This is a genomic window from Variovorax sp. EL159 (genome assembly GCF_900100965.1).
GTDB lineage: Bacteria > Pseudomonadota > Gammaproteobacteria > Burkholderiales > Burkholderiaceae_C > Variovorax.
In genome coordinates, this window is the sequence record NZ_FMUJ01000007.1 from 193,980 (window position 1) to 211,063 (window position 17,084).

Below are 17,084 nucleotides of genomic sequence, written 5' to 3' on the forward strand. Positions count from 1 at the left end.
CCGATGTCAGATTCAGTACACGTCGCGGCGGTAGCGGCCTTCGGCGATGAGGTCGTCGAGCGCGGCGCGCCCCAGCACGTCTTCGAGCACCGCATCGACACCCGCGGCCATGCCGGCCACGCTGCCGCAGACATAGACCACCGCGCCGTCACCGATCCAGCGGCGCAACGTGTCGGCCGCCTCGCGCAACCGGTCCTGCACGTAGATGCGCGTGGGCTGGTCGCGCGAAAAGGCCAGATCGACACGCTCGATAGCCCCTTGCGTGCGCCATTGCGCCACTTCGTCCATGAAGAAGGCGTCGTGCGCGCGTTGCCGTTCGCCGAACAGCAGCCAGTTGCGCCGATGCCCGCGCGCGATGCGCTCGCGCAGGTGTCCGCGCAGCCCGGCATAGCCCGAGCCGTTGCCGATGAAGATGCAGGGCACGTCGCCGTCGACAAGTTCGAAGCCCGGATTGCGCAACAGGCGCAGCGCGATGTCCGCACCTTGCGGCGCAAGTGCGGTGAGCCAGCCAGACGCAATGCCGAGGCCCGACGCATGGCGCGCCTGACGCACCAGCAGGCGCACACGCCCTTCCTCTGGCACCGAGGCGATGGAGTAGCGCCGGGGCGCCAATGGCGCCAGGTTGTCGGCACGCGACTGGGCGTCGTGCAAGCGCGGCAGCAGCTCGACCAGCGCACCCGGCTGCCATGAAGGCAGCTCGCCATGCGCCGGCGTGAGTTCGATCTCGTACAGCGGCGTGCCGATGCTGTCCGGATTGAGCAGGCGGCGTGCCGACAGCGTCCAGTTGGCAAAGGGCACCTCGTCGACCTCTGGCACCGGCAGACCGGCGCTGCGGTCATCGCCCGCACCGGCCAGCACGCCGAGCTTGTGCCGCCAGGCCGCGAGCGCGCCCGGGTCGCCGTTGTCCACCTCGATCATCGGGAACATCGATTGCGCACCGGCCGCCACCAGCGCCTGGTCGAGCGTGTGGCCGAAGCCGCAAAAGCGCGGGTAGTTCCGGTCGCCCAGGGCCAGCAGGCCGTAGCGCAGATGCGAAAGCACTGCATCGCCGAACTGCGACAGCTGCTGCGCAAAGCGCCGCGCCATATCGGGCGGCCCGCCTTCGCCAAAACTGCTGACGACCATCAGCACGCGCTGGTGGTCGCGCAACTGCCCGGCATCGAGCCGCGCCAGCGACGCGAGCGTGACGGCGACGCCGGCAGCCTGCAGCGCGGCGGCACTGCGCAACGCGATGCCTTCGGCCACGCCCGACTGGCTGGCGAAGGCCAGCAGCACGCGCTCGGGCAGCGCGCCGTCGTCGGGCCGGGGCACCGTGCCAAGCGCTGCGCGCTCGGCACGAACCGCGCGCTTCTTGCGCCGCCGGTCGAGGTACAGCATCCAGCCCGTGACCGCGAACACCGGCAGCATCAGCGACGCCAGCAGCATCGCGATGCGTCCGGGCAAGCCGAAGTAGGTGCCCATGTGAAGCGGGTAGATCGCCGCCAGGAAGCGTCCGCCCTGCGACTTGGCAGCGTAGCGCTCGTCCTGCGTGACCTCGCCGTCGGGCAGCCGGACCGTCGTGCGGTTGCGCGCACGGTCGTGCGGCGGATCGGCGTCCAGCCAGGTGAAGAGCACCGAGGGCGTGGCACCCGAAGGCACGCGCAGGATCGCCTGGCTCCATCCACTGGAGTCCTTGGCGAGTTGCTCGAAGGCGGCCCATGCCGGCGCGATGTCGACCGCGCCCGCGTCCGCGCGCGCCATGTTGCGCACACGCGGTGCCGCCGCCGCACCGGCCGCTGGCCGCGCGGCCGTTCGTGCACCGCCCACCATCACGTCGACGGTGTCGCGCAATGCATCGAAGGCCCAGTACATGCCGGTGGTGGTGAGCACCATGTACATCAGCAGCGCGAACGTGCCCATCACCGAATGCAGACCCCACAAGAAGGAACGGCCCTTGAGGGCGGTGTCGAAGGTGAACCATGCGCGCCAGTCGAGCGGCCGGCGCGGCCATCGCAGGTACAGGCCCGAGAGCGACAGCAGCAACAGGCCGCCGGCCAGCACGCCGGCCGTCGTCTTGCCCTGCTCGCGCGGCAGCAGCAGCCAGCGATGCAGTTCCTCGATCCACTCGAAGAAATCGGCGCCCACGAGCGGCGGCAGTGCGGCGCCCGAATACGGATCGAGGTAGACGGTCTCGCCGCGCCGCTCGCCCTTGGGCGGCGCGAAGATGACGCGGGCCGCTGCGCCCGGTGCCGCGTACACGGTGAGCGTGCCGACCTGCCGTTCGCCGAAGGCCTGCCGCACGGCGCCGAGCAGTTGCGGCGGCGTGAGCGCCGGTGCGGCCTGCGCGGGCACTTCGCGCCCGCCCGGATTCATTGCGTCCAGCAGCTCTTCATGAAACGAAAGGACCGCGCCGCTCAGGCCGATCACGACCAGCACCGTGCCGGCCGTGATGCCGATCAGCCAATGCAGCTGGAACCAGATCTGGCGCAGTCCGGGGAGTTTCATTTATCGCGCACCCACTGCCCAGTCGATCGCCGCGTCGAACAGCTGCCGGCCCGAAGGCGCGAGGTTGGTGAAGGTGTCGTTGTCCAGGAAGAACATCACCCGCCTTGCCGGGGCGAGCGATTCGTAGTCCATCGTCGCGCCCTTCTCGTAGCCGAAGATCGCCGCCTTCTCGGGCTGGCCGTAGAGCGTGGCGATGGTGGTGGCGCCCAGGCCGGGCTTGCCCCAGCTCATGGCGGCCTGCTTCACGTAGACGTTGTTCACGCCGGCGGCGAGCCCCGCCGCCATCGGGTGTGGTGCGTTCACGATCCAGAGGTAGCGCTCCTTGGGCGCTTCGCCGAAGTCGACGTCGTGCCGCTTGCCGGTCATCGCGAGGTCGTCCAGCAGGTCGTTCTCCCAGGTGAGCAGGGGCACGGGCAACTGGCGCCACGCGCCGCTCACGTCCTTGGCCGCGACGGTGGACGAGATGACGACAAGGTCCGAGCCGTTCGCCACCGTGGGGCTGGCCGACTGGTCCTGCAGCGTGACGGCGTAGCCGCGCGATTCGATGTGCTGCCGGATCTTTTCATCGACCGGCAGGTTCGGGCCGCTGCGCTGCACCAGCAGCACGACCTTGCGCCCGTTGCCTGCAGCGGTGGAAGTTGCAGAGGCGGCAGGTTCGGCCGCCTGCGCGGCCTGCAGGCCGGCCAGCAGCCCGCATGCGATGAGGAGAGAAGCGGCGCGGCGCGAGAGATGCATGAGCGGATTCATCCTAGAACTCGAAGGTGGTCAGCAGCGACACCTGGCGCGCATCGCCCATCGAGATGAAGTAGGTGTTGACGGCCGAGGGGTAGTAGGTCTTGTCGAACAGGTTCTTCACGTTGAGCTGGAACTTCACCTTGCGCCCGTACATGCGCGTGTCGTACGTGGCGAAAGCATCGACCGTGGTGTAGGCCGGCAGCTCGAAGCTGTTGGCGGAGTCGCCCGCGCGCTTGCCGACGTAGCGCGCGCCCGCGCCCAGGCGCAGCCGGCCTTCGCCGCCGAACACCGGGCCGGCGTCGTACACGGCCGAGATCGATGCCGTCTGGCGCGCCACGTTCCAGAGCCGGTTGCCCGCGTACAGCGGGTCCTGCGTGGTCTTCGCATCGACGAAGGCATAGCTGCCGATGGCGCTCCAGCGCTTGCCGAGCTGGCCCGCGAAGTCGATCTCGAGGCCGCGCGAACGCGCGGCGCCCGAGGTGCGCCAGTCGGTCAGCTTGGTCACGTCGTTGAACTGCGACACGAGCACGTTCTTTTTGTGGATGTCGAACAGGGCCACGGTGCCGGTGATGCCGCCCGGCATGTCGAGCTTGGCGCCGAACTCCCACGACTTGGCGGTTTCCGGCTGCACGGCCGAGTCGAGGACGAAGCCGCTCGACAGCGGCGCGATGGTCGACGCGGGCTTGAGCGACTGCGTGTAGCTGCCGTACAGCGAGACGGTGTCGCTCCACTTGTAGACCAGCCCCACGCGCGGCAGCACCTTGGAGCCGTCGGTGTCGGTGTTGACCTTGAACGGCCGGCCGCGCCCTGCCGTCTGCGTCCATGCCTGGTAGCGCAAGGCGGCGACGGCGATCCACTTGTCGTTCAGGTGGATCGAGTCCTGGAAGAACAGCGACTGGTTGTGGAGCTTGTCGGTCTGATCGCTGTCGCTGGCCGACACGGTGCTCGAAGGCAGCTCGAGGCCGTACACCGGGAACAGGTAGCTGAAGGTGCGCGTGGTGGCCTGGCGCAGCAGGTCGGCGCGGTAGATCTTGCGGTACTCGGCGTCCACGCCGAACTGCAGGTCGTGCCGCATGCCCGCCAGCTGCACGCTGCCGTCGACGTACGCGGTGCCGTAGCTGTCGGTGCTCAGCGCGCCGTGCGTTGCGTCGTTGCTGCGCGTGAGCGTGCCGCGCGTGGCGTTCAGGCCGTTCACGCGCAGCTGGTTGGCGTCGTAGGTCTCGCGGTTGTAGCTGAGGTTCAGGTGGCCGGCCCAGCCGCCGCCGAACTGGTGGTCGACCGAGAGCTGGCCCAGGTGGGTTTCGCCCCGCATCTCGTTGAAGGGTTCATCGAGCCGCTGCGTCTTCGGCAGGTTCAGCGGACGCTGGGTGCGCGGGTCGAGCGCGGTGCCACGGTCGAAGGGCGTGACGTACTTGCGGTACTCGTACCAGAGCACGGCCTGCGTGTCGTCGCCATACCAGGCGAGCGATGGCGCAACGAGGGTCTCGCGGTGCGTGCCGAAGTTGCGCCAGTAGTCTTCGTCGACGTGATCGACGATCAGCCGGTAGGCCAGGCCGTTCTCGCCGATGGGGCCGGTGGTGTCGAGCGTGGCGCCGGTGCCGGTGCGGCCGTTGGCGTAGCCCGATCCGAGCAGCGATACGGCCGTGCGCTGGCGCAGTTGCGGCTTCTTGCTGACCACGTTGATCACGCCGCCCGGGTCCATGATCCCGTACAGCAGCGACGACGGGCCCTTGAGCACCTCGACGCTTTCGGCCGCCGCGTTCATGCCCCGGCCCTGCACCAGCGGCATGCCGTTGTGCATGATCGATCCGTCGCGGTTGCCACCGAAGCCGCGCTTCATGATGGTGTCCTGCGTGCTGGCCAGGGTGTTGCCCTGCGTGATGCCGCTGACGTTGTTGAGTGCATCGTCGATGTTGCGCGGGCGCTGGTCGCGGATCACCTGGGCCGGCACCACATTGACCACCTGCGGAATGTCGAGCACCGGCGCGGTGGTGCGCAGGGTCGATGCGTCGGGCGTGGGCTGGTAACGGTCGTCCGCGTCGGAGGGCGCGGGCGCCGCGCGGGCCACCACGCGCACGGCGGGCAGCGTGCCGTCTGCGTCGGTGTCGGGCTCGCTGCTGGATGCGGCCGCTTGCGGCTCGGGCGCCGCCTTGCGCAAGGTGAACTCGCCCACGCCGCCTTCCACGGCTTCGAGCCCGGTGCCGGCCAGCAAAGCGGCAAAGCCCGCGTGCACCGTGTAGCTGCCCTGGATACCGCTGGAACTCAGGGTGCGGGTGCTGGCGGGGTCGAACGACAAGGCCACGCCGGCGGCCGCCGCGAAACGACCCAGCACCGATGACAACGGACCCGCGTCGATGCGGTAGGCCTTGGCCGACTGGTTCTGCGTGCGCGCCGCCGCTTGGCCGGCAGCGGGCTCGGCGGCCCATGCCGCGGCGGGCAGCGTCACGGCGGCGAACAGGCACAGCAGGGCCTTGTGCACGGCATGCGTGACGGGCAAGAGCGCGGCGGGGGCAAGGGGCTCACGCGCGCGGTCGCGGCGTGACGGGTTCTCGGACATTCGGATCTCCTTCGGCACAGGGTTCGGTGTTGGGCGTCTTCTCTGGTAGGCCGAACGAGATCGAAAAAGATGAAAGCCGGAACGAAAAGAATTTTGAAAAGGCGAACGGATGCGGTGCGCCCGAGAGCTCAGAGCGGGCCCAGCGTGACCCAGTAGCGAGTCATCGCGGACACACGCACCGGGAGCGAACGGGCGATCACCGCCAGTGCCTTGTCGGTGTCCTGGAGCGGGAATGCGCCCGACACGCGGAGGTCTTCCACCGCCGGGTCGCAGGCCAGCCGGCCGCGGCGATAGCGCGACAGCTCGGCCACCACGTCGCCCAGCCGCCAGTCGTTCACCACGAGGCTGCCCTGCGCCCATTCGGCGGAAGCGGGGTCGGCCTGCTGGGGCGTGTCGATGCGGCCACGCGTGAAGCCGACCTGCTGGCCGGCGCGCAGCACGACGGCCTGGTCGGGCGCTTCGGAGGCGCGGATTTCTACGGCGTCTTCGAGCACGGTGACGGCCGTCCGCTCGCCATCGCGCCGAACCGTGAAGCGGGTGCCGAGCGCGACGATGCGGCCGTGATCGGTCTCGACCATGAAGGGCCGCATATCAGCCTGCGCAGCGGTGCGCAGGCCGCGATGCTTCGCGGTCTCGACCAGGATCTCGCCCTCCCGCAGCCGGACGACCCGGCGCGAAGCATTCATCGCCACATCGACGGACGTGCGCGTGTTCAGCAAGAGCTTCGAGCCATCGGCCAGCTCGACGGACTGCTGCTCGCCGGTGCCCGTGCGATGGTCGGCCAGCCACGCATGCCAGCCGCCTTGCGCATCAACCGCCTGCCACGAGAGGTATGCCAGCGCACCGCCCGAGGCCACGACGCCGATGCCGCGCAGCACGCGGCGCCGGTCGGGCTGCGCCGCGCGCAAGGTGGACGCGGCGATGTGCCCCGGCACGCGCCGCAAGGTGGCCTGCATGGCCTCGAGCCGCTGCCAGGCCCGCTGGTGATCGGGGTGCGCCTGGCGCCAGCGCTGCCACGCGGCCTCGTCGGCCTCGAGCGCATCGCCCGAGCACAGGCGCGCGTACCAGGCAACCGCCTCCTTGCGCACGTCGAGTTCGGTGCGGGCCGGTGCGCCGGCGCCACGCACCGTGGCCGTCGATTCGGGTTGCGGTGTTCTCACGGTGCGAGCAGGTAGCAATGCTCGATGGCCTTGAGCATGTAGTTGTTGACCGTGCGCACCGTCACGCCCAGGCGCCGGGCGATCTCGGCGTAGGTGAGCCCGTCGAGCTGCGAAAGGATGAAGGCCTGCCGCACCGCCGGCTTCATGCCGTCGAGCATGGCGTCAATGGCCGTGAGGGCTTCGAGCACGATGGCCCGCGCTTCGAGCGACGGCATCTGCGGCTCGGGCAGCGCGGCCAGCGTGTCGAGGTAGGCCCGCTCGAGCGCGCGGCGCCGGTGGAAGTCGACCACCAGTCCATGCGCGATGGTTGCCAGGTACGCGCGGGGCTCGGCCGCCGCCACGGGCTCCTTCTTGCTCAGCACGCGCACGAAGGTGTCGTGCGCAAGGTCGGCGGCGTTGTGCGAGCAGCCCAGCTTTCTGCGCAGCCACGCATGCAGCCACCCGTGATGGTCGCTGTACAACCCCTTCACTTGATGCTGCAACGCGAACTCGGCGGCCGACATGGCATTCCCACGCAGCCGGTCAAGCCGCGGTCAGAAGTTAATAAGAACTGTTCTCAATTATACAAAAGACCTCATGGCTTGGGACGGGCCGCCGTTGCCGGATGGCATCCGGCACGGTCGCGAAGCGGCGCTACGGGCAGATCGCCATCCATTCGCAGACGTTGAACCCCAGGTAGAGCATCACGACCGCCGCCACGGCAACCCAATGCCAGTGCCGCTGCAGCGCCCTGCAGAGCGCGTGGGCCGCGAGTCTCGCCATGGAACGCGGCCGTGCGTCAGCTGAAATACCAGACGACGTACCCCGCGAAGACGAAGTACAGCAGGCCTGCGCTGGCCAGCAGCCGGGTGTCCATGACGCCCCGCCGGAACAGCGACCACAGGAAGGCCACGGCCACCATCGTCACCACGGCCGCCGCCATGAGCGGCCCGTCGAACAGCCACGGCGTGAAGAACAGGCCCAAGGCGCTGGGAATCGTCGCCTGGATCATCATGGCGCCGGAGATGTTGGCAAGCGCCAGTCGCTCCTTGCCCTGGCGCACCCAGATCAACGCGTTCATCGTCTCCGGCAGCTCGGTGGCCACCGGGCTCAGCAGCAGCGCCACCATGTGCGGCGACATGCCGAACGCGATGCCGAGCGATTCGAGCTGGATGACGAAGACATGCGATGCCGCCGCGACGACCGCCAGTGCCGCGATGGTTTGCAGCGCCACCCAGAACAGGGTCGGGTTGGCGTCCTTCGGGCGGATCTTGAGCGGCTCGAAATCTTCCGCGCCCTCGCTTTCTCCACCCCGAAGCTCACGCCAGACGTAGATCGCATAGGCCGCCAGGAACAGCACGCCGAGCCACGGCTTGATGCTGAAGACCACCAGGCCCAGGCCCGCCTTCACCACGAAGATCGCCATGAACCAGGCCTGGTCGCGGCTCAGCCTGCGCTGGTCGACGGCAACCTCGTGCCGGTTGGCCAGCCCCTGCTGCTTGCGCCGGTTGGCGATCAGCGCAAAGCCGACCACCGCGTAGGCAATGGTGGCAAGGACCAGCGGGCCGCCGAGGGCGGCGCCGACACCGATGTCCTTCTGCGCCGGCGTGCTGCCCATCACCACGGCAGTGAAGGTGACGGCGCTTTCCGGCAACGCGGTGCCGAATGCCGCAAGCACGGTGCCGGTGGCGGTGGCGCTGAGGTTCAGGCGGTGGCCGAGCCACTCCACGCCATTGACGAAGAACTCGCAGGCGAAATAGATCGCGCCTGCGGACAAGGCAAACAAGACCAATGTAGTAAGCATGGAACGTGGGGCGCCAGACAAGCAGTGAACCATTGGCACAGCAACGTGGCTCGTCCGGCTGACGGTTCACGCTGTGGCCAAAGGTCTCGCTGGTCAAGCCGGAAACCGAGACGGTTCCGGTTGAAGCTCACGCCATGGAATTCGCAGAACTCCAAGACTGTTGACGTGAGCACCTCTCGAAGAACGAAAGGTTAGCTACTCCCCAATGACAGGAGCCGCGATTATGCCAAGCCCGGAAGAAAAAGAGATGACAGGCGATAGGACTCCGTTGCCATCCCCTCAAACTGCGGGTTGACTGCGGCGGCCCGGCCCGCGCGCCGGCCCCTTGCCGGAGACGACGATCTCGGCGCTTTCGACAAAGCCCTGGATCAGCCGCAGGCGCGGCGATGCACGCTGCCACAGGATGCCGAAGCGCCGCGGCTCCGACGGCAGCGGCAACGGGATCTTCGTCACGCGCTGGCCTTCCAGCAGCGGCGATGCGATGTCGGGCACCAGCGAAACGCCCAGGCCCCGATCGACCATCATCGCGATGGCCAGCAGCGAACTGAGCTCGAAGCGCTCCTGCGGCACGATGCCCGCCGCGCGCAGGTAGCGGTCGGCCTGCTTGCCGCCGCCGAGGTTGCGGTCGTAGCGAATCAGCGGCGAGGTTCTCAGCAGTTCGTGCGGATCGCGCCGCGCCAGGCGGCTCGGCGCCAGCAGCACCAGCGGCTCTTCGCGCAGCAGCGACCAGTCGAAGGTCTTGGCGAGCACATAGGGCGGGTACAGGCACACGGCCGCGTCGAGCTCGCCCTGCTGCACCGCCTTGTAGAGCGTCGCCGTCGTGCCCGATTGCAAAAAGACCTTGGCGCCCGGATGCGTCTTCACGAAGCGCGCGAGGATGTCCGGCAGCAGGCTGTGAATGGCCGTGTTGATAGTGCCGATGAGCAGCTCGCCACCCGCCGCGTCGCTGCCCAGCAGCGCCTTGATGTCGCCCACCTCCCGCAGCAGGTTGCGGGCCCTCTGCACCAGCTGGTGCCCCGCCTCGGTGGGCTGCACCGTGCGGCCGGCGCGCGCCAGCAGCGGCGCATTGAGTTCGCGCTCCAGCGTGCGGATCTGCTGGGCCACCGCCGCGGGCGTCAGGTCGAGGCGGCGCGCGGCCTCCGACATCGAGCCCGATTCCACCACCAGGAGAAAGCTGTGCAGGTAGGCCGTTTCCATGAAGATAATTTTCCTATCATCTGATCATAGAGAGCATATGTTTTTCTAATCTCATGAACTGCACACACTGCGGTGCATGAGAAGCAAACTGTTCGTTCCCGGCACGCGCCCCGAGTTGTTCGCCAAGGCGTTGGGCAGCGCGGCCGATGGCATCTGCCTCGACCTGGAAGACGCGGTGTCCGAACCGCGCAAGGACGAGGCGCGCGACACCGTGCGGCAACTGCTGCTGCAAGGCGGCGAGGCCACCGCATCCGGCAAGACGCTGATCGTTCGCGTCAACGCCATGGACACGCCGCACTTCGCGCACGACGTGGCAGCGACGGTGCAACCCGGCGTGCACCTCATCAACCTGCCGAAGCCGGAAAGCCCCGCGCATGTGCGCGCCGCGGTCGAGGCGATCGAGCGCGCCGAACAGGCCAACGGCGTGCGCACGCCCGTCGGCCTGCTGCTGAACATCGAGTCGCCCGCTGCCTTGCGCACGGCATCGCAACTCGCACTGGCCCATCCGCGCGTAGTAGGCCTGCAGCTGGGCCTGGGCGACCTGTTCGAGCCGCTGGGCATTGCGCGGCGCGAGCCGGCGGCCATCCAGCAGGCGATGTTCGCGGTGCGCATGGCCGCCGGCGAAGCGGGCATCTACGCCTACGACTGTGCCTTCGCCGACATCCGCGACGCCGAAGGATTCCGCGCCGAGGCCATGCTGTCGCGCAACCTCGGCTTTCTCGGAAAGACCTGCATCCACCCGAGCCAGATCGCCATCGCCAACGAGGTGTTCCGCCCCACCGACGAAGAAATCGCGCACGCATGCAAGGTGGTCGAGGCCGCCCGCGACGCCGATGCGAATGGCGTGGGCGCCTATGTGGTGGACGGAAAAATGATCGACATCCCCTTCGTGATCCGCGCGCGCGCCATCGTGGCGAGCGCGCGCAGCCTCGGCCTGCTGCCGGGCTGACCCTCTCGCTTCAAGAAAAAAACCGGAGACAAGACACATGCCCTCATCCCTTCGCCTGCGCGATCTTGGCCTTGCCATGGCCCTTCTTTCGGGCATTGGCCTGCCGGGCACCTGCGCATTCGCACAACCGCCCGCGTACCCGGCCAAGCCCGTCACCATCGTCGTTCCCTATCCGGCCGGCGGCTCGAACGACACCTTCGCGCGGCAGGTGGCCAAGGAACTGGGCGACGAACTCAAGCAGCCCGTGATCATCGACAACCGCCCCGGCGCGAGCGGCAACACCGGCACCGCGCAGGTCGCCAAGGCCACGCCCGACGGCTACCTGCTGGTGGCGGTGTCTTCGAGCATGACGACCAACGCGGCCGTGCAATCGAAGCTCCCCTTCGATCCGGTCAAGGGCCTGGCGCCCGTGGCCATGTTCGCCAAGGGACCGTTCATCGTCGCGGTCAACAACGACTTTCCGGCAAAGACGCCGGCCGAGCTGATCGCCGCCATCAAGGCGAAGCCGGGCCAGTACAACTACGCGTCGTCGGGCTCGGGTAGCGTCAACCAGTTCGGCACCGAGCTGCTCAAGGCCAAGGTGGGCGACCTGCAGATCGCGCACATCCCCTACAAGGGCATGGGCCCGGCCGTGACCGACCTGATCGGCAACCAGACGCAGCTGCTGATCTCCAGCGGCCCGTCGCTGCTGCCGATGGTGCGTGCCGGCAAGCTGCGTGCCGTCGGCATCACGAGCCTGAAGGCCAGCCCGGTCGCGCCCGAACTCACGCCCATGTCCACGGCCGTGCCGGGCTACGAATTCGAACTCTGGTGGGGCCTGCTGGCACCGGCCGGCACACCGCCCGATGTGGTCGCCAAGCTCAACGGCGCCGTCAACCGCATCCTGGCCAAGCCGGCAATCGCGGCCAACTTCCTGCGCGAAGGCGCCATCGCCACGCCGCTCACGCCGGCGCAGTTCGGCACGGTCATCGCCGACGACGTGGCGCGCTGGAAGACGCTGGCGCGGCAACAGAACATCACCGCCGATTGAAGACAGACGACAAAGAGAAAGAAAGATCCATGAGCCTCGACGCCCCCCACGACGACACACGCCTGCCTGCGCGCGGCGGCCCGGCCGGGCCGTTGAGCGGCCTGCGCGTGCTCGATCTGAGCGCCTACATCGCGGGCCCGTACGGCTGCTCGCTGCTGGCCGACCAGGGCGCGGAAGTCATCAAGATCGAGCCGCCCACCGGCGACAACCTGCGCAAGTACCCCTCGACGCTGGAAGCCGAAAGCCGCGCGTTCATCGGCGTCAACCGCAGCAAGCTCGGCGTGGTGCTCGACCTGAAGAATGCGGATGACCTTGCCGCGCTGATGGCGCTGGTGCGCACGGCCGATGTGCTGGTGCACAACTTCCGGCCCAGCGTGCCGCCCCGGCTGGGCATTGCGTACGAACAACTGAAGACCGTCAACCCGCGCCTGATCTATTGCAGCGTTACCGGCTATGGCGAAACCGGTCCGCTGCGCGAGAAGGCGGGCTACGACCAGGTGCTGCAGACCATGACCGGCATGTGTGCACTGCAAGGCAAGCGCGGCGAAGCACCCGAAATTCTTTATGGCTCGGTGGTCGACTACTACGCCGCCGCGCTGGTGGCCGCGGGCGTGGCCTCGGCGCTGTACGAGCGCGAGAAAAGCGGCCAGGGCCAGTACGTCGGCGTGTCGCTGCTGCGCTCGGCGCTCACGATGCAGTCGGCGCGCATGGTGTGGGCCGAGGGCGAGCCGAAAGACGTGGGGCGCGACATGCGCTCGGGCGGCATCACCGGCCTGCACCCGACGCACGAGGGCTACATCTACATCTCGGCCAACACGCCGCATTTCTGGCAGGCGCTGTGCGCCAAGGTCGGCCTGCCCGAACTCGCGGCCGACGAACGTTATGACTCGGTGCGCAAGCGCGCGCAGCACTTCGCGGAGATCGTGCCGAAGCTGCGCACCGCGCTGGCCACGCGCACCGCGCTCGAATGGGAAGCGCTGTTCGGCGAAGACGTGCCCTGCTCCGCCGCGCGCACGGTCGAGGACATGTTCGACAACGAACAGGTGCTGGCCGAAGACATGGTCGCGACCTTCGCGCACCCCACGCTCGGCACCTACCGTGGCTTCACACGGCCGGTGCAGTTCGGCCGCACGCCGGGCCCCGAGCCCTTTGCCGCGCCGACGCTGGGGCAGCACACCGACGCGGTGCTGGCAACGCGCAAGGCCCCATGAACGCGAGCGCCGCATACCCGCACAGCAGCGGCACGCACAAGCCCGCCGGCGTGGCACCGACAGGCGCCTGCGACGCGCACATGCACATCTACGACCGCCGCTTCGCGCATTTCGGCGCGCCGGATGCCATGGTCGACGGCGCCACCGTCGACGACTACCGCCAGCTGCAGCAACGCATCGGCACGCGGCGCACGGTCGTCGTGCAGCCGCGCGCGCACGGCACTGACAACAGCGTGACGCTGGCCGCCATCCGCTCGCTGGGCACCGCGCATGCACGAGGCATCGCGGTGCTGCGGCCCGACGTGAGCGATGCCGAACTCGAACGCCTGCACGCGGGTGGCATTCGCGGCATCCGCTTCACGCTCTACACGCCCACGCATGCGGCGACCGATTTCTCCATGGTCGAGCCGCTGGCGCAACGCGTGCACGCGCTGGGCTGGCATGTGCAACTGCACTGGAGCGCCGACCAGATCGCGGCGCACGCGGCCTTGCTGGCGCGCCTGCCCTGCACGATTGTGTTCGACCATCTGGCTCGGCTGCCCTTGCCCGATGCCGCATCGCATCCCGCGTTCGGCGTCGTCAGCCGGCTGCGCGACAACGGCCGCACGTGGATCAAGCTGTCGGGCGCCTACCTCGACTCCAAGGTGGGCGCCGCTGGCGGCTATGCCGACACGACCGCCATCGCGCAGGCCTGGGTGCAACAGGCACCCGAGCGCGTGGTGTGGGGCAGCGACTGGCCGCACCCGACCGAGCCCATCGCCAAGCCCGACGACGCGGTGCTGTTCGACCTGCTCAGCGAGTGGGTGCCCGATGCAGCCACGCGCCACCGCGTGCTGGTCGACAACCCGGCGCGGCTCTACGACTTTTCCTGAAACCACAAAGACCGAGCGAGACATCCGAATGAAGAGAAGAACAAGCCGCGTACTGGCATCGATCGCGGCGCTGGCCGCCTGCGTGCCGCTGCTGGGCAGGGCCGCCGCATGGCCCGACAAGCCGATCCGCATGGTGGTGCCCTACGCCGCGGGCGGTGGCGCCGACAACACCGCGCGCATCGTCGCGCAACAGATGAGCGTTGCGCTAGGCCAGCAGATCATCATCGACAACAAGCCCGGCGCGGGCGGCGTGATCGGCGCCGACAACGTGGCCAAGGCGCCCGGCGACGGCTACACGGTGCTGTACGACGCGTCGGCGTTCTCGGTCAATCCGTCGCTGCGCAAGCTGCCTTTCGACGCGGCGAAAGACTTCATTCCGGTGTCGCTGGTGGCCACCGCGCCGCAGATCCTCGTGGTGCCCGCCACCGCGCCGTACAAGACGGTCGCCGAGTTCCTGGACTTCGCGCGCAAGAACCCCGGCAAGCTGAGCTTTGCCTCGGCGGGCGGCGGCACCGGCTCGCACCTGGCGGGCGAAGCGCTGAACGAGCAGGCGAAGATCAACCTGATGCACGTGCCCTACAAGGGCGGCGCGCCCGCGCTGACCGACGTGATGGGCGAGCAGGTGTCGGCCTACTTCGGCAACGCGGCATCGACCCTCGGCTATGTGCAGTCGGGCAAGCTGCGCGCGCTGGCCGTGAGTTCGGCCCGGCGCGTGCCCACCTTGCCCGACACGCCGACGCTCGCCGAGTCGGGCCTGCCGGGCTACAACGTCGTCGAGTGGAACGGCGTGTTCCTGCCCAAGGGCACGCCGCCCGATATCGTGCAGAAGCTCGGCAAGGCAGTGCAGGCAGCGGTCAACGAACCCAAGGTCCGGCAGAAGCTGCTTGCTCTCGGGCTGGAACCCGCGGGCACGACGCCCGAGGCGTTCTCGAAGTTCGTGCAGGACGAAACCGGCCGCGTCAGCGCGTTGGTGCGTGCGCGCAATATCCGGGTCGATTGATTCGCCGGGCCGCGCCTTCGCTCACGTCGAGCGTGAAGACGCCACAGGCCTGGTCCGGTGGTGCGTCGGGCGCACCGTCGTTTCGATGGCCTGAAGAATTCAGCCGCGCGACGCACCGTCATTGACCAGCTGCCACAGCGCCTCGGCCACCGGCGCCATGTGCGCGGTCTGCCGGTACAGCCGGATGTCCACCGGCACCCGCCACGCGCCCGCGCCGGCATCCACCAGCGTTCCGTTGCGCAGATCGTCCGCCACGAGGCTCATCGGCAACCACGCAAGGCCGCGCCCTTCGAGCGCCATCGTGCGCAGCAGCGCGGCGTGGTGCGCGGTGAAGACCACCGACAGCGATGAAGCGAAGTCCTTGCCGAACTCGCTGCCCTGGATCGACCGCATGATCCGCCCCAGGCCCGATGCCTCGCTGTACGCCAGCACCGACGGCGCCTGTCCGCTGCCGAGCGCGTGCAGCGGCGCACCGTTCGCATCGGGCGCCGCGACCGGCAGCAGCACGTCGTCGCTCAGGCGTTGCATCGGGTACTGCGCATCGTCGAGCCTGCCCGGCGCATCGGCATGGCCATGGCACAGCACGAACTGCACGCGGCGCTGCAGCATCAGGTCTTCGCAGGCCAGGGAGCTGTCTGAAATCGTCTGGATCGGCCCCAGGGTCAGCCGGGCTTCGATGCTGCCCAGCCAGCGCGGAAAGAAGGTGAGCGACAGCACGTGCGTGGCCGCGAAGCTCAGGCTAGCCGCGGCCAGATCGTGCGCGGCCTTTGCCTTGATGCGGGCGGCTTCAAGGCCGGCCAGCACTTCCTGCAGCAACGGCTGAAAGCGCTTGCCCGCTGCCGTCAGCGCTGTGGGGTGCGCGCTGCGGTCGAACAGGTCGACGCCCACCCACTCCTCCAGCGCGCGGATGTGGCGGCTGAACGCGGGCTGGGCGATGGCGCGTGCCTGCGCCGCGCGCGAGAAATTGCCGGTCTCGGCCAGGGCCAGGAAATCTTCCAGCCATTCGAGGTCGAGGGGTCGGTTGCCGGGGCCCATGCGCAGCGCGATCTGGTGGTTTGAATAGTTGTATGCGATTCGAGTATTGGACGGTTCGCACCCCGCCAGCAAAAGATGCACGCATTCCTGCACCTCGAACCCCAACGGAGACACAGCATGCCTTCCATCGCGAATTATCGCGGGATCATTCCCGCCATTTCCTGCCCCTTCACCGCCGACCACCGCATCGACGAGCCGGCCTTGCGCAAGCTCGCTTCGTGGCTCGCGGGCCATGACGGCGTGGTGGCGATCATGACCAATGGCCACACCGGCGAAGTGTTTTCGCTGACCCCCACCGAGCGCGCCGAAGTGACCCGCATCGTTGCCGACGAGCTGCGCGGGCGCATGCCGGTGATCTCGTCCATCGTGTGCGAAGGGCTGGCCGAAGCCGCCGAGCATGCGCGTGCCGCGCAGGCCGCCGGCGCCGTGGCGCTCGACGTGATGCCGCCGCACCATTGGCTGCGCTTCGGTTTCACGCCGGGACATGCGCTGCAGTACTTCGACGCCATCCACCGCGCCGCGCCCGAGCTGGACCTGGTCTGCCACGTGTACCCTGCATGGACGCGCGCCTCGTACTCGTCGCAGCTGCTGGCCGACCTGGCCCGCCTGCCCTACCTGCAGGCCTTCAAGGTCGGGCAGCGCGACATGAACAAGTACGCCCGCGACATCCAGGCGATCCGCGAGGCCGATGCGTCGAAGGCAATCCTCACCTGCCACGACGAGTACCTGCTGGCCTCGATGGTGCAAGGCGTCGATGGCGCGCTGGTCGGCTTCGCCACCTTCATCCCGCAACTCATCATCGACCTGTGGAATGCGGTGAAGGCCGGCGACCTGAAGAAGGCGATGGCGGTGCAGGCGCTCATCACGCCGCTGAAGGATGCGGTGTACGGCGGCGGCGAGCCGACCGGCGAGGCGCATGCGCGCATGAAGGGCGGCATGTACCTGGCCGGCGTGCTCGACAACGCCACGGTGCGCCCGCCGACCGAAGCGCCCAACGCGCGCGAGATGCAAGCGCTGCACGCAGCCGTGCAGCAGGCCGGCCTGTCCAGGCGCTGAGCGCCAGCCCGACAC

Annotated in this window: 15 protein-coding genes and 1 riboswitch; of the genes, 6 read left to right on the forward strand and 9 right to left on the reverse strand. The window is 68.6% G+C overall.

Translation table 11 applies throughout. From position 1 onward, the window contains the following. Positions 1-12: 12 nt before the first annotated feature. From BLQ28_RS26700 to BLQ28_RS26730, 8 genes are all read right to left on the reverse strand, one after another. Positions 13-2,484: a PepSY domain-containing protein gene (locus BLQ28_RS26700; protein ID WP_093246348.1), complete on the reverse strand. Its 2,472-nt coding sequence runs from the start codon at positions 2,482-2,484 to the stop codon at positions 13-15. Beyond that, positions 2,485-3,231: a hypothetical protein gene (locus BLQ28_RS26705; RefSeq protein ID WP_093246349.1), complete on the reverse strand. Its 747-nt coding sequence runs from the start codon at positions 3,229-3,231 to the stop codon at positions 2,485-2,487. A 1-nt stretch (position 3,232) separates the two neighbouring features. Continuing rightward, positions 3,233-5,776 carry a TonB-dependent siderophore receptor gene (locus BLQ28_RS26710; RefSeq protein WP_093246350.1) on the reverse strand — a complete coding sequence of 848 codons (2,544 nt, stop codon included), beginning with the start codon at positions 5,774-5,776 and terminating at the stop codon, positions 3,233-3,235. A 128-nt stretch (positions 5,777-5,904) separates the two neighbouring features. Further along, positions 5,905-6,936 (reverse strand): FecR domain-containing protein, encoded by a 1,032-nt coding sequence (locus tag BLQ28_RS26715; RefSeq protein ID WP_256327472.1) that lies wholly within the window; start codon positions 6,934-6,936, stop codon positions 5,905-5,907. Continuing rightward, positions 6,933-7,439 carry a sigma-70 family RNA polymerase sigma factor gene (locus BLQ28_RS26720; RefSeq protein ID WP_093246352.1) on the reverse strand — a complete coding sequence of 169 codons (507 nt, stop codon included), beginning with the start codon at positions 7,437-7,439 and terminating at the stop codon, positions 6,933-6,935. Before BLQ28_RS26720 ends, BLQ28_RS26715 begins: the two co-directional genes overlap by 4 nt. Positions 7,440-7,569: 130 nt before the next feature. Then, complete coding sequence (locus BLQ28_RS33400; RefSeq protein ID WP_256327473.1) at positions 7,570-7,698, reverse strand: hypothetical protein; 129 nt, start codon at positions 7,696-7,698, stop codon at positions 7,570-7,572. 16 nt (positions 7,699-7,714) lie between these two features. Beyond that, complete coding sequence (locus BLQ28_RS26725; RefSeq protein WP_093246353.1) at positions 7,715-8,719, reverse strand: sodium:calcium antiporter; 1,005 nt, start codon at positions 8,717-8,719, stop codon at positions 7,715-7,717. Between the two features lie 80 nt (positions 8,720-8,799). Continuing rightward, positions 8,800-8,935, reverse strand: a riboswitch (yybP-ykoY riboswitch). Between the two features lie 63 nt (positions 8,936-8,998). Next, positions 8,999-9,916, reverse strand: a complete 918-nt coding sequence (locus BLQ28_RS26730; protein WP_093246354.1) for a LysR family transcriptional regulator — start codon at positions 9,914-9,916, stop codon at positions 8,999-9,001. A gap of 76 nt (positions 9,917-9,992) precedes the next feature. Between BLQ28_RS26730 and BLQ28_RS26735 the strand changes: the two genes are divergently transcribed. The 5 genes from BLQ28_RS26735 (at position 9,993) to BLQ28_RS26755 (ending at position 14,978) form a co-directional block, all read left to right on the forward strand. Further along, positions 9,993-10,865, forward strand: a complete 873-nt coding sequence (locus BLQ28_RS26735) for an HpcH/HpaI aldolase/citrate lyase family protein (protein ID WP_093246355.1) — start codon at positions 9,993-9,995, stop codon at positions 10,863-10,865. Positions 10,866-10,941: 76 nt separating this feature from the next. Beyond that, complete coding sequence (locus BLQ28_RS26740; RefSeq protein WP_256327483.1) at positions 10,942-11,895, forward strand: tripartite tricarboxylate transporter substrate binding protein; 954 nt, start codon at positions 10,942-10,944, stop codon at positions 11,893-11,895. Positions 11,896-11,924: 29 nt separating this feature from the next. Further along, a complete protein-coding gene (locus BLQ28_RS26745) occupies positions 11,925-13,106 on the forward strand; it encodes a CaiB/BaiF CoA transferase family protein (protein WP_093246357.1) in 1,182 nt (393 codons plus the stop codon). After that, a complete protein-coding gene (locus BLQ28_RS26750; protein WP_143012581.1) occupies positions 13,103-13,978 on the forward strand; it encodes an amidohydrolase family protein in 876 nt (291 codons plus the stop codon). The genes BLQ28_RS26745 and BLQ28_RS26750 overlap by 4 nt, the downstream gene beginning before the upstream one ends. A 28-nt stretch (positions 13,979-14,006) precedes the next feature. Beyond that, positions 14,007-14,978 (forward strand): Bug family tripartite tricarboxylate transporter substrate binding protein, encoded by a 972-nt coding sequence (locus BLQ28_RS26755; RefSeq protein ID WP_093246496.1) that lies wholly within the window; start codon positions 14,007-14,009, stop codon positions 14,976-14,978. Between the two features lie 99 nt (positions 14,979-15,077). Here the strand turns inward: BLQ28_RS26755 and BLQ28_RS26760 are convergent, their stop codons facing one another. After that, a complete protein-coding gene (locus BLQ28_RS26760) occupies positions 15,078-16,013 on the reverse strand; it encodes a LysR family transcriptional regulator (protein WP_093246497.1) in 936 nt (311 codons plus the stop codon). A 117-nt stretch (positions 16,014-16,130) separates the two neighbouring features. On the opposite strand from BLQ28_RS26760, the gene BLQ28_RS26765 reads away from it, so the two are divergent. Then, positions 16,131-17,069 carry a dihydrodipicolinate synthase family protein gene (locus tag BLQ28_RS26765; RefSeq protein WP_093246358.1) on the forward strand — a complete coding sequence of 313 codons (939 nt, stop codon included), beginning with the start codon at positions 16,131-16,133 and terminating at the stop codon, positions 17,067-17,069. The last annotated feature ends 15 nt before the right edge of the window (positions 17,070-17,084 follow it).

What these genes read in the sequence shown, in the direction of transcription:
- BLQ28_RS26755 (WP_093246496.1), top strand. Translation starts at nt 14,007, where the DNA reads ATGAAGAGAAGAACAAGCCGCGTACTGGCATCGATCGCGGCGCTGGCC.
- BLQ28_RS26735 (WP_093246355.1), top strand. Translation starts at nt 9,993, where the DNA reads ATGAGAAGCAAACTGTTCGTTCCCGGCACGCGCCCCGAGTTGTTCGCC.
- BLQ28_RS33400 (WP_256327473.1), bottom strand. Translation starts at nt 7,698, where the DNA reads ATGGCGAGACTCGCGGCCCACGCGCTCTGCAGGGCGCTGCAGCGGCAC.
- BLQ28_RS26730 (WP_093246354.1), bottom strand. Translation starts at nt 9,916, where the DNA reads ATGGAAACGGCCTACCTGCACAGCTTTCTCCTGGTGGTGGAATCGGGC.
- BLQ28_RS26745 (WP_093246357.1), top strand. Translation starts at nt 11,925, where the DNA reads ATGAGCCTCGACGCCCCCCACGACGACACACGCCTGCCTGCGCGCGGC.
- BLQ28_RS26700 (WP_093246348.1), bottom strand. Translation starts at nt 2,484, where the DNA reads ATGAAACTCCCCGGACTGCGCCAGATCTGGTTCCAGCTGCATTGGCTG.
- BLQ28_RS26760 (WP_093246497.1), bottom strand. Translation starts at nt 16,013, where the DNA reads ATGGGCCCCGGCAACCGACCCCTCGACCTCGAATGGCTGGAAGATTTC.
- BLQ28_RS26705 (WP_093246349.1), bottom strand. Translation starts at nt 3,231, where the DNA reads ATGAATCCGCTCATGCATCTCTCGCGCCGCGCCGCTTCTCTCCTCATC.
- BLQ28_RS26725 (WP_093246353.1), bottom strand. Translation starts at nt 8,719, where the DNA reads ATGCTTACTACATTGGTCTTGTTTGCCTTGTCCGCAGGCGCGATCTAT.
- BLQ28_RS26750 (WP_143012581.1), top strand. Translation starts at nt 13,103, where the DNA reads ATGAACGCGAGCGCCGCATACCCGCACAGCAGCGGCACGCACAAGCCC.
- BLQ28_RS26710 (WP_093246350.1), bottom strand. Translation starts at nt 5,776, where the DNA reads ATGTCCGAGAACCCGTCACGCCGCGACCGCGCGCGTGAGCCCCTTGCC.
- BLQ28_RS26765 (WP_093246358.1), top strand. Translation starts at nt 16,131, where the DNA reads ATGCCTTCCATCGCGAATTATCGCGGGATCATTCCCGCCATTTCCTGC.
- BLQ28_RS26720 (WP_093246352.1), bottom strand. Translation starts at nt 7,439, where the DNA reads ATGTCGGCCGCCGAGTTCGCGTTGCAGCATCAAGTGAAGGGGTTGTAC.
- BLQ28_RS26740 (WP_256327483.1), top strand. Translation starts at nt 10,942, where the DNA reads ATGGCCCTTCTTTCGGGCATTGGCCTGCCGGGCACCTGCGCATTCGCA.